11 protein-coding genes are annotated in these 13,082 nt (G+C 70.3%); 2 read left to right on the top strand and 9 right to left on the bottom strand.

Annotation, left to right across the window (positions count from 1 at the left end; translation table 11 throughout):
* Positions 1-35: 35 nt before the first annotated feature.
* From AB4Z14_RS10690 to glpX, 6 genes are all read right to left on the bottom strand, one after another.
* A complete protein-coding gene (locus AB4Z14_RS10690) occupies positions 36-899 on the bottom strand; it encodes a carbohydrate ABC transporter permease (protein WP_256794758.1) in 864 nt (287 codons plus the stop codon).
* Positions 896-2,053 carry a carbohydrate ABC transporter permease gene (locus AB4Z14_RS10685; RefSeq protein ID WP_442275178.1) on the bottom strand — a complete coding sequence of 386 codons (1,158 nt, stop codon included), beginning with the start codon at positions 2,051-2,053 and terminating at the stop codon, positions 896-898. Before AB4Z14_RS10685 ends, AB4Z14_RS10690 begins: the two co-directional genes overlap by 4 nt.
* Positions 2,050-3,411 carry an ABC transporter substrate-binding protein gene (locus AB4Z14_RS10680; protein ID WP_442275177.1) on the bottom strand — a complete coding sequence of 454 codons (1,362 nt, stop codon included), beginning with the start codon at positions 3,409-3,411 and terminating at the stop codon, positions 2,050-2,052. Before AB4Z14_RS10680 ends, AB4Z14_RS10685 begins: the two co-directional genes overlap by 4 nt.
* A 241-nt stretch (positions 3,412-3,652) precedes the next feature.
* Positions 3,653-5,380 (bottom strand): substrate-binding and VWA domain-containing protein, encoded by a 1,728-nt coding sequence (locus tag AB4Z14_RS10675; protein WP_442275176.1) that lies wholly within the window; start codon positions 5,378-5,380, stop codon positions 3,653-3,655.
* Between the two features lie 127 nt (positions 5,381-5,507).
* The gene (locus AB4Z14_RS10670; RefSeq protein ID WP_442275175.1) at positions 5,508-6,470 is read right to left on the bottom strand and encodes a carbohydrate kinase family protein; all 963 of its coding nucleotides are present in this window, start codon (positions 6,468-6,470) and stop codon (positions 5,508-5,510) included.
* Complete coding sequence (glpX, locus tag AB4Z14_RS10665) at positions 6,467-7,459, bottom strand: class II fructose-bisphosphatase (protein ID WP_056770987.1); 993 nt, start codon at positions 7,457-7,459, stop codon at positions 6,467-6,469. The genes AB4Z14_RS10670 and glpX overlap by 4 nt, the downstream gene beginning before the upstream one ends.
* 96 nt (positions 7,460-7,555) lie before the next feature.
* Here glpX and AB4Z14_RS10660 point away from each other — a divergent pair, with 96 nt between their 5' ends.
* Complete coding sequence (locus AB4Z14_RS10660; RefSeq protein ID WP_442275174.1) at positions 7,556-8,233, top strand: DUF4245 domain-containing protein; 678 nt, start codon at positions 7,556-7,558, stop codon at positions 8,231-8,233.
* Between the two features lie 38 nt (positions 8,234-8,271).
* Here the strand turns inward: AB4Z14_RS10660 and AB4Z14_RS10655 are convergent, their stop codons facing one another.
* Together AB4Z14_RS10655 and xseA are read right to left on the bottom strand one after the other, a co-directional pair.
* Positions 8,272-8,562 carry an exodeoxyribonuclease VII small subunit gene (locus tag AB4Z14_RS10655; RefSeq protein ID WP_256794765.1) on the bottom strand — a complete coding sequence of 97 codons (291 nt, stop codon included), beginning with the start codon at positions 8,560-8,562 and terminating at the stop codon, positions 8,272-8,274.
* Positions 8,563-8,572: 10 nt separating this feature from the next.
* On the bottom strand, positions 8,573-9,970 hold the full coding sequence (gene xseA, locus AB4Z14_RS10650) for an exodeoxyribonuclease VII large subunit (RefSeq protein ID WP_442275382.1): 1,398 nt from the start codon (positions 9,968-9,970) through the stop codon (positions 8,573-8,575).
* A gap of 217 nt (positions 9,971-10,187) precedes the next feature.
* Here xseA and AB4Z14_RS10645 point away from each other — a divergent pair, with 217 nt between their 5' ends.
* Positions 10,188-11,222 carry a 4-hydroxy-3-methylbut-2-enyl diphosphate reductase gene (locus tag AB4Z14_RS10645; protein ID WP_442275173.1) on the top strand — a complete coding sequence of 345 codons (1,035 nt, stop codon included), beginning with the start codon at positions 10,188-10,190 and terminating at the stop codon, positions 11,220-11,222.
* Positions 11,223-11,254: 32 nt separating this feature from the next.
* On the opposite strand, the gene AB4Z14_RS10640 is transcribed toward AB4Z14_RS10645, so the two are convergent.
* Positions 11,255-12,961, bottom strand: coding sequence for a substrate-binding domain-containing protein (locus AB4Z14_RS10640; RefSeq protein WP_442275172.1), 1,707 nt, complete (start codon positions 12,959-12,961; stop codon positions 11,255-11,257).
* Positions 12,962-13,082: the final 121 nt, after the last annotated feature.

The following is a 13,082-nucleotide window of genomic DNA, read 5'->3' as shown; positions in this document are numbered from 1 at the left end:
TGTCGAGCAGGTCGGTGCAGGTGCGAGGCGGTGCCTCAGCCCTTGACCGCGCCGGACGTCATGCCGCGGATCATGTAGCGCTGCAGCGTGACGAAGACGATCATCGGGACGATGATCGTGATGAACGCGCCCGCGGTCAGGAGCTCCTGGCCCTGCCCCTGGGAGCCCAGGAGCTGCTGGAGCTTGACGATGACGGTCGTGTTCTCGCTCTTGAGGAAGAGCTTGGCGATGAGAAGGTCGTTCCACACCCAGAGGAACTGGAGCGTGGCGAACGCCGCGATGGCCGGGATCGACATCGGCGCCACGAGCCTCCAGAACGTCTGGAAGTGGCTGCACCCGTCGATCTTGGCCGACTCGACGACGCTGCGCGGCAGCGTGCTCATGTAGTTGCGCAGGGTGTAGATGCACAGCGGCATGCCGAAGCCCGTGTGCAGCAGCCACACCGCGATGTACTGCCCGCTGATGCCGAGGCCGCGCGGGCCGAGGATGTTGAGCATCGGCTGGAAGGCCACTTGGATGGGGACCACCATGACCGCGATGATCAGCAGGAAGAAGAACTCCTTGAAGGGGAAGTCCATGAAGGTGAACGCGTAGGCCGCGAACGCCGCGAACATGATCGGGATGACGGTGGCCGGGATCGCCACGATGATGCTGTTGACGAATCCCGAGCTGAGGTCCGCCCCGGTCCACGCTCCCGAGTAGTTGCTCGTCGTCCAGTCGGCGCCGAAGGGGTTGAACAGCGCCGTCCACCAGCCGGAGGTCGCCGCGTCGTCACGGGTGCGGAACGAGGTGACGAGCAGTCCCAGCGTCGGGATCGTCCAGAGGAGGGCCAGGATCGTCATGGTGACGATCGAGAAGGGGCTGCGGGGGCGCCCGTCCTTCATCAGGGATCGGCTCATCGACCTGCCTCCTCGTCGCGGAAGTGCTTGACCTGGTACCAGATGAGCGGAATCACCGCGATGAGCAGGACGACGACGATGGCCGTCGCCTGTCCGGCCTCGCTGGCCGCGAACAGCTTGTTGAAGAAGAGGTTCGCGATGACGTTGGTGCCGTAGGCGCCGTTCGTCGTGACGTAGACGATGTCGAAGACCTTGAGGACGGTGATGAAGACCGTGACGAACACCGTGATGATCGTCCCCTTGATCTGCGGGATGATCACCTGCCAGAAGATCTGGAACTCGCCGGCGCCATCGATGCGCGCCGCCTCGACGGTGTCCTCGGGAACCCCCTTGATGGCCGAGGACAGCAGGACCATGGCAAAGCCCGCCTGGAGCCAGATGAGGATGACCATGAGCAGGATCGAGTTGAGCTTGAGCGTGTCGATGGCGAGCCACGTCTGCGGGTCGCCGCCGAGACCGGTCCAGATCGCGTTGAGCAGACCGGTCTGGGGCTGGCCCGGGTTGTTGTACGCGTAGACGAGCAGCCAGATCGCGGAGGCGCCGACGGCCGAGATCGCCATCGGCAGGAAGACCATGCTCTTGGCGACCTTCTCGCCGCCGGCGGACAGCTTGTCGGCGAGCACCGCGACGATGACCCCGAACGCGACGACGAGCGCCGGCACGATGAGCAGCCACAGGATGTTGTTGACGATGGACTGCCAGAACTCGCTGCTGCCGAAGATCGTCTTGTAGTTCTGCAGACCCACGTAGGCGGTGCTGTCGGCATTGGCGAACGAGTAGTTGATCGTCTGGAACGTCGGGTAGATGAGCATGAGCCCGACGAGCAGCAGCCCGGGGAGGATGAAGGCGTAGGGGATCACGCCCTCCGACAGCCGGCGCGGCAGGCCCTCGACGAACATGTTGAGGAAGTAGAAGAGCAGGGCTGCCCCACCCACTCCCGCGACGATCGCGAGGATGCCGATGACGAACTTGTTGCCGAACCACTGGGGGTAGTAGCCGAACGCGAGGAAGAGGTTGGCCAGACCCCAGATCACGGCGATCATGCCGACGAGGCCGACGCCGATCTTCATCGGGTTGGTGCGCAGGTGCGCGTCGGGGTCGTCCCCGGTGCGCAGTCGTTGACGCGGCGCTGCCGCGCTGGTGTCGGCGGTCATGACTTCGGCCAGGACGCTTCGATGTTGTCAGCGGTCTGCTGCGAGCTCTGCCCGCTCTCCCACTTGACCATCTCGGTCCAGAAGGTGCCCGAGCCGACGGCCTTGGGCATGAGGTCCGAGCCGTCGAAGCGCAGCACGGCCGACTTGTTGGCGATGTCGGCGATCTTCTTCGTCGTCTCGTTGGGGTAGTTGTTGAGGTCGAAGGTCTTGTGCGGTGACAGCCAGCCACCGGCCTTGGCCCACGGTGCACCGAACTTGTCGGAGGTGAGGAACGCCATCACCTTCTGGGCGTCCGGGTCGGTGCCGTTGAAGAGCGCCGCGAGGTCACCGCCGCCGAGGATGGCCTGACCGTCGTAGCCGCCAGAGAACTTCGGGAAGACGTAGATGCCCACCTGGTTGTCGAGGTCGGCCTGGACGTTCTTCGGGTAGAACGTCGTGGCGAAGTTGCCCTGACGGTGCAGCATGCACTTCGGCGGGTTGGAGAAGGCCGGCGTCATCGCGTCGCCGAACTTGGTGTTGAGCACGCCCTTGGTGCCGCCGAGGACCATCTTCGGGTCCTTGTTGAACTTGGCGGCCTCGTCGAGGGCCTTGACGACGCGCGGGTCGTTGAAGGGGATGCGGTGGGAGGTCCACTGGTCGTAGACGTCGGGGCCCCACATGCGCAGCATGAGCTCCTCGACCCAGTCGGTGCCGACCCAGCCGGTGGCCTGGTCGGACCCCCAGCCGATGCACCACGGGGTGATGCCGTTCGCCGCGATCTTGTCGGCGACGTTGCTCTGCAGCTGCTGGATGGTTTGGGGCGCCGTGTCGTAGCCACCCTTCTCGTAGGCCGCCTTGGGGTACCAGACGATGCTCTTGACGGCGTTGCGCATCGGCGCGCCGTAGACCCGGCCCTTGTACCGTGCGGCGTCGAGGAAGCCGGGCAGCAGGGTGGACTGGAGCTTGTCGTAGTCGAGGTACGTGTCGACCGGCCAGACCTTCTTCTGGGCCGCGAACTCGAGCATGCCGCCCGGCTGCGGGAAGAGCCCGATGTCGGGGGAGTCTCCCGCCGCGACCTTCTGCTTGACGGTCGTCGTGAAGTCCTGGTCACCGGTGTACTGGATCTTGATGCCGCTGCTCTTCTCGAAGTCGGCGAGCGAGGCGTTGAAGTTCTTCTCCTCGTCGCCGCCGAAGGCGCCGAGGATCGTCACGACCTTGTCGCCGTCAGCCGTGCCGCTGTCGATGAAGCCGCCGGCGCCTCCTGCCCCGCCTGAGCCGCCGCCACCCCCGTTGGGGTTCTGCAGACAGCCGGTCAGCACCAACGCTGCCGCGGCGACCACCCCGCCTGCTTGCAGTGCGCGTCTGGGAAATCCGCTCATGGTCGCTCCTCGTCGTTGAGTTGTGCGTCGATCCCCACCGATCAACGTGACCATGGTCACGTGGAACACCTCATTCCTACCGCGTCGCCGCAGGCGGGTCTAGTGGGGTGACCTGCTCGTGACCTACCCGCGACGGGCCGTCTCTGGACGGCCGGGAAACGGCCACGGCCCCCGGCGGGCCGGGGGCCGTGCGTGTTTCTGCTGTGAAAGGTGAGGCGTCGGCGCCGTCTGGACCGTCGGGTCAGACGCAGCGACCGTTCTTGCACTCGTGGTCGAAGAGCGCCCGGGCGAGGACGGTGGTCATGTCGGCCGGGGACGGCGCCGCGTAGAAGTCGGAGTAGGTCATCTTCGAGATCTGCGACAGCGCCTTGGGGTCGACGTCGGGACCGATGCCGATGGTCGTGATGGCGATCGGCTTGGACGGGTCGCTCGCGGCCCGGAGGTTCGCCTTGAGCTGCTCGAGCGAGATGCCCTTCGGGTCCTCGTTGCGGCCGTCGGTGAGGATGACGACGGCGTTCACCCGGTTGGGGTCGTACTGCTGCTTGACCTTCTGGTAGGCGGCCCAGATCGTGTCGTAGAGCCCGGTACCGCCGCCGACGTTCTTGGCGAGGGTGCTCGCCGCCGTCGCGACGACGGCCCGGTGGGAGTCGTCGTCGAGGCGACCGATGGGCGCGAGCTCGCGCCAGTCCTGGCCCTTGCCGCCCTTGTCGATGGAGAAGATCCAGAGCCCGAGCTTCGTCGTCTTGGGCAGGGCCGCCAGGGCGATGCCCGCCGCCTCCTGCGTGATGGCGACGCGGGTCGTGTCGCTGACCTTGTCGTTCATCGAGCCGGAGACGTCGAAGACGGACAGGATCGAGAAGTCGGTCGTCGCAGACTGCCAGACGTTGGTGGCGGCGGTGACGGTCTCTGCGTCGGGGCTCGGCCCGATCTTGACCTCGCCCACGCTGCCCGCCGGCGTCGGCATGGTGACGGGGACGGCCGTCGAGCGGATGCCGTACTGCGCGAAGATCTTGGCGGCGGTCGGCGTCATGAGGTAGGCACGGAGCAGCTCCACGGCCTGGTCGCGGACCGGGTCGGTCGCGACGTTGACGAGGGAGAACTCGAAGGCCGGAGTGCCTTCGCTCGGGGTGACCGACACCATCTTGTGGTCGGGGTAGAGGCGGTTGTGGTCGATGAGATCGGCCTCGGACACCGGGAAGGCCGCCGCGGTCGCGGGGTCGGCGTTGTAGGCGCTGAAGAGGTCGTCGACCGAGGCGGCCGCACCCTTGGCGAGCTTGGGGAAGACGACGCGTCCCTGCTCGTTCGACAGCTCCGGCAGGGCCGAGGCGAGCGTCAGCATGCCGGCCGTGGTCGAACGGGGGTCGCTCATCCGGATCGGGCTGTCCGACGCGACGAGCTCGAGCCACTTCGGCTGGTCACCGAGCTTGTCGGCCTGGGCGGGGTCCATCGCGATGACGAGAGGGCTCTTGGCGAAGGCGCTCGCCGGTTTGGCGTTGAGCTTGGCGGCCTCGTTGACGCGCTCGACCCAGCGCGGGGAGTCGGGGATCCAGGCGTCGGGCCGGTCCGGCTGCCCCTGGCCCAGACCGATCATGGCCTCGATCGGTGCCTTGCCCTTGACGACGTAGTCGACGCACGGGGAGTCCGGGTCGGCCTGGTACTCCTTGGCGAGCGCGAGAACCGCAGGCTGGGCCGCCTCGGACACCCAGACGGAGACCGGGGTGCGGTCGGGGCACGACTTGCCAGGAGTCGCCGTGAGGGCGGCGACGGGAGCCACCTCCCGGCCCTTCCACCAGACGAAGCCGCCGACGCCGGCCCCGGCGAGCAGCACGACGCCGAGCACGGCGGCGATGATGCGGTTGCGGCGAGCCGCGGCAATCCTGGCCTCGAGGGCCTTACGGTTGGCGCGGCTCTCGATGAGACTCTGCTCGTACGGGCCGACGGGGCGTTGTGGAGGGGTGGGGTTGGACACGAGGTTTCCTCACATGAGGACGCCCCGGCACCGGGGCGTCAGGGTGAACCACCGGCCAAAACTACCCGGCGAGTCGCGCAGAATGGTGCCCGACTGCTGGCCTTCTTGTCGAATGCCCGAATTGTCCTCAGGCCAGGTCGTTTCGGGTCGGCGCATGGGCCCCGGCGCGCTCGACGGTGAGTGCGCCGGTGCGCAGCGCGCGCTCCACCGCGGGCACGACGTCGGCGAGGGACGCCGCCTGCAGACGGGTCCGCGCGTCCGGTCCGCCGAGCAGCCCGGCATCGATGAGGCCCGACACGAGCCCCGCCATGAACGAGTCACCGGCCCCGACCGTGTCGACGACGGTGACGGTGGGCGCCGGGAGCGCCTCCTGCTCGCCGGTGCGGGTGACCCGGACGATCGTGCCCTCGCCCCCGCGGGTCACGACGACGAGCGAGGGTCCGAGCTCGCCCCACGCGCGGACGACGTCGTCGATGGCCTCGCCGGGGCACAGCCACTCGATGTCCTCGTCGCTGACCTTGACGACGTCGGACAGTGCGATCGAGCTCTCGATGGTGTGACGGGCCTGCTCGGGACGCCCCATGAGCGACGGCCGCGCGTTCGGGTCGTAGGACACGGTGGCGCCCAGCTCGCGGGCCGCGGTGAGGATCTCGCGCACCTGATCGCCGCCGGGCTCGAGGACGGCGGCGATGCTGCCCGTGTGGACGTGGCCGTATGCCGTGAGGCCGGGGACCGCGGCCACCTGCCACTCGAGGTCGAAGACGTACGTCGCGGCACCCGTGGCGTCGAGCGTCGCGTGCGCGACGGAGGTGAAGGGTGCACCCTGCGAGCCCGCCGTCAGGGCGACGCCGCGCTCCCGGCATACGTCCTCGATGCGGCGACCTCGCTCGTCGGTCGCGATCCACGTCGCGAGGTCGACGGGGTGCTCGAGGGCCGCCAGACCGAAGGCGACGTTGGCGGGGCTGCCGCCGACGTGCTCAGCGGTGTCGCCGCCGGCGGTCGTGACCGCGTCGACGAGGGCCTCGCCGACGACGAGGGTGTGGACGGGCGACGAGGGGGGTGTCGGGTCGGACATCGTGGCGGTCCTCACTCCTCGATCATGTCGGTGCTGCCGAACCAGCCCGGGCGGTCGAAGCGGTGCTCGCTGTCGATCGTGCGGATGGTGCCGCTGCGCGAGCGCATGACGAGGGAGTTGGTGCGCGCCGACTTCGCGCCGTAGCGCACGCCTCGGAGCAGCTCGCCGTCGGTGATGCCGGTCGCGACGAAGAAGCACTCACCGACGACGAGGTCGTCGGTGGACAGGACGCGCTCGAGGTCGTGACCGGCGTCGAGGGCCTTCTGGCGCTCCTCGTCGTCCTTGGGCCAGAGCCGGCCCTGGATGACGCCGCCGGTGCACTTGATGGCACAGGCGGCGATGATCCCCTCGGGGGTGCCGCCGATGCCGAGGAGCAGGTCGACACCGGTGCCCGGGCGGGCGGCCATGACCGCGCCGGCGACGTCGCCGTCGACGATGTAGCGGATGCGGGCGCCCGTGTCGCGGATCTGCTCGGCGAGGTGCTCATGGCGTGGCCGGTCGAGCATGACGACCGTGACGTCGGCCGGCGTCTCCTTCTTGGCCTTGGCGATGCGCCGGATGTTCTCGGCGACGGGGAGCCGGATGTCGACGACCTCGGCCGCCTCGGGACCGGTCGCGAGCTTGTCCATGTAGAACACGGCCGAGGGGTCGTACATCGCGCCCCGGTTGGCGACGGCCATGACGGCGACGGCGTTGTTCATGCCCTTGGCCGTCAGCGTCGTGCCGTCGATCGGGTCGACGGCGACGTCGACCTCGGGGCCGGTGCCGTCACCGACCTGCTCACCGTTGAAGAGCATCGGGGCGTTGTCCTTCTCGCCCTCGCCGATGACGACGACGCCGCGCATGCTGACGGTCGAGATCATGGCGCGCATCGCCTCGACGGCGGCACCGTCGGCCTTGTTCTTCTCGCCGCGGCCGACCCAGCGGCCCCCGGCCATGGCTGCTGCCTCGGTCACCCGGACCAGCTCGAGAGCGAGGTTGCGATCCGGCTGGCTGTGCTTCATCAAAGGTCCTCCGTCGGCGCAGAACGAGTCGGCGCCAGCCTATCGGTGGCCACACCCGCGTTTGGACCGCGTCCGGGAGTCGGGGACCATGGGGGCATGAGCACCCCGTCGACGCCGTCGACACCCCCGGCAGAGACCACCCCCGCTCCGGCGACCGGGTCAGCGGAGGCCGCGGGCCCCACCACGCCGGCCGCTCCGCCGAGCCGCTACTCGCTCGGGACCTTCCCCAACATGTTCCGCTCGATGTTCGTCATCGGGCTGTTCGTGCTCGCGCTCGTCGCGATCGTCCCTCGCATCACCCAGGTGCAGCGCCCGGCCGTCGACGCGGCCGGCAAGGCGAGCCAGGTCGCGGCGCAGACGTCGTGGCCGGTCCAGCTGCCGAGGGGCCTTGGCGACGGCTGGGTGCCGACCGTGGCGACGTATGCGCCGGGCACCGAGAAGGTCCAGACCTTCACGACGGTCTGGACGACCCCGAGCGGCAAGGACATCGCCCTGAAGCAGGCGGCGGGCGCGACCCAGGGCTGGGTCGCCCGCTCGGTCGACGACGGGGACGCCGCCGGCACCGTGACGGTCTCGGGGCGCACGTTCGAGAAGTTCGTCGCGAACGACGCGGGCCAGGTCGCCTACGTCGCCCGCGGTGACGGCGCTCGCGGGTTGACCCTCGTGGCGAGCGGCACCGCGCCCGAGGACGAGCTCAAGGCGTTCGTCGCGGCCCTCGCGCCCGTGACGCCCGCGCCCGGCGTGACCCCCGCGCCGTCGACCACGACCGGCTGACCCGACCCGGTCGAGGCCCGTCGGTCAGGGGCGGTCGGTCACGACTCGTCGTCCTCGTCGAAGATCTCGTCGTCGGCGTGCAGCTCGCCGGCCGGTGCGGCGGGAGACGTCGGACGCGTCGCCCGCTCGATCTCGGCCTGGGCGCCGTCGAGCCACGTCGCGCAGTGCGCGGCGAGCGCCTCACCGCGACGCCAGAGGTGCATCGAGTCCTCGAGCGGGGCCTGCCCGGCCTCGAGCTTGGCGACGATCGCGATGAGCTCCTCACGGGCGTCCTCGTAGCGCATCCCGGCGATGTCGGGGAAGCCGTCGGTGGTCGTCGCGTCAGCCATGGGCGCCACCCTACGGCGTCGCGGCGTCGCCGCCGCCGGTCGGCTCCGGCGGGGTGTCGGGCCGCTTGCCCGCGCGGGGCGTGCGTGGCGAGTCCGCCTTCCTGGCAGGGGCGCTCGACGTCTTCCGAGCCGCGGTCCTGCGCGTCGAGGCCTTCGGTGGCTTCGGTGGCGCGTCCTCGGCGCCAGCGGTCACGGGGCGTACGCCGAAGTCGCCGCGAGCGACGCGGACCCGGAGCAGCTCGCCGACCCCGACGTCGTCCTGGTCCATGACGATCCGGCCGTCGCGGTGCTGCACGACGGCATACCCGCGCTCGAGGGTCGACTGGGGGGAGAGGGCCACGACCTGGCGACGGAGGTGCTCGGCCTGGTCGGCGGCGCGGTGCAGTCGGGCCTCGATGCGCGTCGTGGCCCGCGCCCGGAGGGCGGCGACCTCCTGACGACGCGCGCGGACCAGGGCGACCGGGTCGGCCATGACGGGACGGGAGACGAGGGAGCGCAGCCCGGACCGCTCGGCCTCCACCCGGCGCACGAGCGCGCGGCGCACGCGGTCGCGTGCCGCGTCGACGAGGGCGCGCTCGTGGGCGGCATCGGGGACGACCTTCTTGCCGGCGTCGGTCGGTGTCGAGGCCCGCCAGTCGGCGACGAGGTCGAGCAGCGGGGTGTCGACGTCGTGCCCGATGGCGCTGATGACGGGAGTACGGGCCTGGGCGACCGCACGGACCATCGCCTCGTTGGAGAAGGGGAGCAGCTCCTCGAGCGCACCACCACCGCGGGCGATGACGATGACGTCGACGGACGGCATCCCATCGAGCTCGCGGAGCGCCTCGACGACCTCGGTGACGGCCGACGTGCCCTGCACGGCGACCTCGCGGATCTCGAAGACGACCGCGGGCCAACGGCGCCGGGCGTTCTCGACGACGTCCTTCTCGGCCGCGGAGTTGCGTCCGGTGATGAGGCCGACGCGGTGCGGGAGGAAGGGGATCGGTCGCTTGCGTCCCGCGTCGAAGACGCCCTCGGCAGCGAGCGTGCGCTTGAGGATCTCGACCCGGGCGAGGAGGTCGCCGATGCCGACGGGACGGATCTGGCGTGCCTCGAGCTGGAGGCTGCCGCGCTTGGTCCAGAACGTCGGCTTGGCCTGGAGCACGACCCGGGCGCCCTGGGCGAGCGGGATCGGCATGGCGTTGACGGCGTTCATCGGCACGGAGACCGACAGGGACATGTCGACGTCGGGGTCGCGCAGGGTGAGGAACGCCGTGCCGCCGCGTGGGTTGAACTGGACGACCTGGCCCTCGACCCACAGCTGGCTCATCCGGTCGACGTAGTCGGAGATCTTGAGGCTGAGCACCCGCACCGGCCACGGCTGCTCGGCCGTGGTGTCGGCGGCCTTGTCGGGCAGCGGGCTCGTCATGCTCACCCGCGTCACCCTAAAGGTGTTGCCGGGTCGATGTGACGCGTCTGGCGTCGGCGCGGTGATCCCCGAGCCTGACGAGACGGCGCCCTGGGTGGCCGACCGCTACGCGCTCGGTTCGGTCCGCTCGATGAACCGGGTCGAACTGGTTCCGTGGGGAGGTCCACCGGCTCGGCACGGATACGGCTGTGCAGCGCGGCCCCCGTACGATGGGCCCATGAGCGAGCCAGCCGACCAGACGTCCGCCAAGAAGGTCCTCCTCGCGGCGCCACGCGGCTACTGCGCCGGTGTCGACCGGGCCGTCGTGACCGTCGAGAAGGCCCTCGAGCTCTACGGGCCGCCGGTCTACGTGCGCAAGCAGATCGTGCACAACAAGCACGTCGTCACCACCCTCGAGAAGCGCGGCGCGATCTTCGTCGACGAGACCGACGAGGTGCCCGAGGGTGCCACCGTCATCTTCTCGGCCCACGGGGTGGCCCCCGTCGTGCACGAGGAGGCGCGGGTCCGCAGCCTCAAGACGATCGACGCGACCTGTCCCCTCGTGACGAAGGTGCACCGCGAGGCCGTCCGCTTCGCCGACGACGACTTCGACATCCTCCTCATCGGGCACGAGGGGCACGAGGAGGTCGTGGGCACCGCGGGCGAGGCCCCCGAGCACATCACGCTCGTCGACGGTCCCGACGACGTCGACAACGTCACCGTGCGCGACCCGGAGAAGGTCGTCTGGCTCTCGCAGACCACACTGTCGGTCGACGAGACGATGGAGACGGTCGGCCGCCTCAAGGAGAAGTTCCCGGCGCTGCAGAGCCCGCCCTCCGACGACATCTGCTACGCCACCCAGAACCGCCAGCTCGCCGTCAAGCAGATGGCCAAGGACACCGACCTCATGATCGTCGTCGGGTCGCGCAACTCGTCCAACTCGGTGCGCCTCGTGGAGGTCGCGATCGAGCACGGCGCCCGGGACGGGCATCTCGTCGACTTCGCCGACGAGATCGACGAGGCGTGGCTCGACGGTGTCTCGACCGTGGGTGTCACCTCGGGTGCCAGCGTGCCGGAGGTGCTCGTGCGTGACGTGCTGACGTGGCTCGCGGAGCGTGGCTACGGCGAGGTCGAGGCGGTCATCGCGGCCGAGGAGTCGCTGCTGTTCTCGCTGCCCAACGAGCTGCGCCGTGACCTCAAGGCCGCCAAGGGCGAGGACGCCGGCACGGTGCGCCACGACGCCGCCTTCGAGGACTCCGGCTCGCTCCACTGACGCGGCGACGCCCTCGCGTCCCCGCCGCCCCGTCAGCCGCCGAGCGCCGTGGTCAGGGCCGGCTGGAGGTCCTCGACCGTCTCGGTCGAGACGTACTGGCCACCCGTGATCGCCACGACCTGGCGCATCGCGGCCGCGTCCGCGCGACCGCCGATGCCGAGCACGACGACCCGGACCGGCCGCTTCGGGTCCTTCGCGGCGGCAAGACGCTTCTTGAGCAGCTCGAGGGTCAGGCCGTAGTCGTCCTCGTTGGGGCCGTCGGCGACGATGACGAGGGTGTTGGCGTAGCCGGGCCTCCACGCGGACCGGGCGCGGTCGTAGGCGGCGGCGATGGTGTCGTAGAGCCCGCTCCCGCCGCCGACGTAGGTGTCGAGCCGAGCGACGGCGTCGTCCAGCGCGCCGAGGCTCTTGCTGACGCCGAGCCTGCCGTAGTCGGTCAGCTGCCGGTAGTCGTCGGCGCGGCTGCCGACGTGGAGCGAGTAGATCCACAGGGACGCCATCGTCGTCGGGGAGACGGCGGCCACGGCGCGGGCCGTCGACTTCTGAACGATCGCGAGGCGGGTGCCGTTGTCGGTGCGGTCGAGCATCGAGCCGGAGACGTCGACGGCGAGCAGGGCCTGGGTCTTCTTCGCTGCGGCATTCCAGAGGCCGGCGGCCTTCGTGAGCGAGGCGCCCTCGGCCTCACCGGCCACGCGGATCTCGCCGTACAGCGGCGACGGATCCTTGGGGTCGCCATCGGCGGTGCGGAATCCGCTGTCCTGCAAGATCTTCCGCGTGTCCGCCGATGTGAGGTAGTGCTCCAGCGCGGTGACGGGACCGGTCTTGTCCGGATCCTTCGTCAGCGACACGAGGGAGTACTCCAGGGCCGGGGCTCCCTCGGACGGTGCCACGGCCGCCAGCGCCTGGTCGGGGTGGGCGGTGTTCCACGCGACGAGCTGCGCCTGCGAGACGACAGCCCCGACGCTGCGGCCGGCCGTCGCGATGCCGGCGAGAGACACGCCGCCGGTGCCCGTGGGCGCGGACGTCGCCGCGAGCGTGCGCAGCCGGGCGTCCGGGAGCGACGTCGACGCGACGCCCAGCGCGATCCGGGCGATCGCCGACCGGTTCGGGTCGGGGATGCGCATCGGCACCGGACCGCCGAGCAGGTCGGCCCAGCGCAGGCGGCTGCCGAGGCCGGACGCGGTCTCGTCCTTCATCGCCACGAGGACGGCGCTCGAGGCGAAGGGTTCACCGGGCGTGACCGGGGAACCGGAGACAGCGTTCGCACGCCCGACCCAGACGGACGAGTCGGTGATCCAGGCGTCCGGGCGCCCCGCACCACCGAGCGACCCGGCGACCGAGAAGGGCTCCTCGGAGTCGATCGTGTAGGCCGCGCACGGGCCGTCCGACCGTGCAGCGAGGGAGTCGGCGGCGGCGGCCACGGCGGGCGCGATGGCCGGGGCCACGGACACCCGGACCTTGACCGGGTCGGCGCACGACGTCGGCTGGGCCGCGGTGGTGGGCAAGGCGGTCGGGACCTCACGGAGTCCGACGTAGCGGAAGGCGCCGTAGCCGACGCCGGCGACCACCGCGAGGGTCGCGACGGCCGCGATGACGCGCGTGCGACGGCGCCGGCGGGCAAGCTCGCGCTCGGCCGCCTCGAGACGCTCGCGCGACTCGCGCAGGCTCTGCTCGTACGGACCGATGCGCCGGGTCGGCGCGCTGGAGTCCTCCGGACCCGGGCCCCCCGCCCCGGTCACGATCTACCCAATCCCACGCGCGTATTGTCCGCGGCGCCGTAGCAGGTGTCCACTCACCGGACAAATCGGACATCGACGTCCGCGAACCGAACTGCCTGCCGCACAGGGGCGCCCACGGCTG

This window comes from Terrabacter sp. 2TAF16 (assembly GCF_052115065.1).
In the GTDB taxonomy this organism is placed as follows: domain Bacteria; phylum Actinomycetota; class Actinomycetes; order Actinomycetales; family Dermatophilaceae; genus Terrabacter.
Note: the sequence above shows the minus strand (reverse complement) of the source record. Positions and strands in the feature narration are given on the sequence as shown.

Coding starts and splice junctions, on each gene's coding strand:
- AB4Z14_RS10690 (WP_256794758.1), bottom strand. CDS start 899: ATGAGCCGATCCCTGATGAAGGACGGGCGCCCCCGCAGCCCCTTCTCG.
- AB4Z14_RS10685 (WP_442275178.1), bottom strand. CDS start 2,053: ATGACCGCCGACACCAGCGCGGCAGCGCCGCGTCAACGACTGCGCACC.
- AB4Z14_RS10680 (WP_442275177.1), bottom strand. CDS start 3,411: ATGAGCGGATTTCCCAGACGCGCACTGCAAGCAGGCGGGGTGGTCGCC.
- glpX (WP_056770987.1), bottom strand. CDS start 7,459: ATGAAGCACAGCCAGCCGGATCGCAACCTCGCTCTCGAGCTGGTCCGG.
- AB4Z14_RS10660 (WP_442275174.1), top strand. CDS start 7,556: ATGAGCACCCCGTCGACGCCGTCGACACCCCCGGCAGAGACCACCCCC.
- AB4Z14_RS10655 (WP_256794765.1), bottom strand. CDS start 8,562: ATGGCTGACGCGACGACCACCGACGGCTTCCCCGACATCGCCGGGATG.
- xseA (WP_442275382.1), bottom strand. CDS start 9,970: ATGACGAGCCCGCTGCCCGACAAGGCCGCCGACACCACGGCCGAGCAG.
- AB4Z14_RS10645 (WP_442275173.1), top strand. CDS start 10,188: ATGAGCGAGCCAGCCGACCAGACGTCCGCCAAGAAGGTCCTCCTCGCG.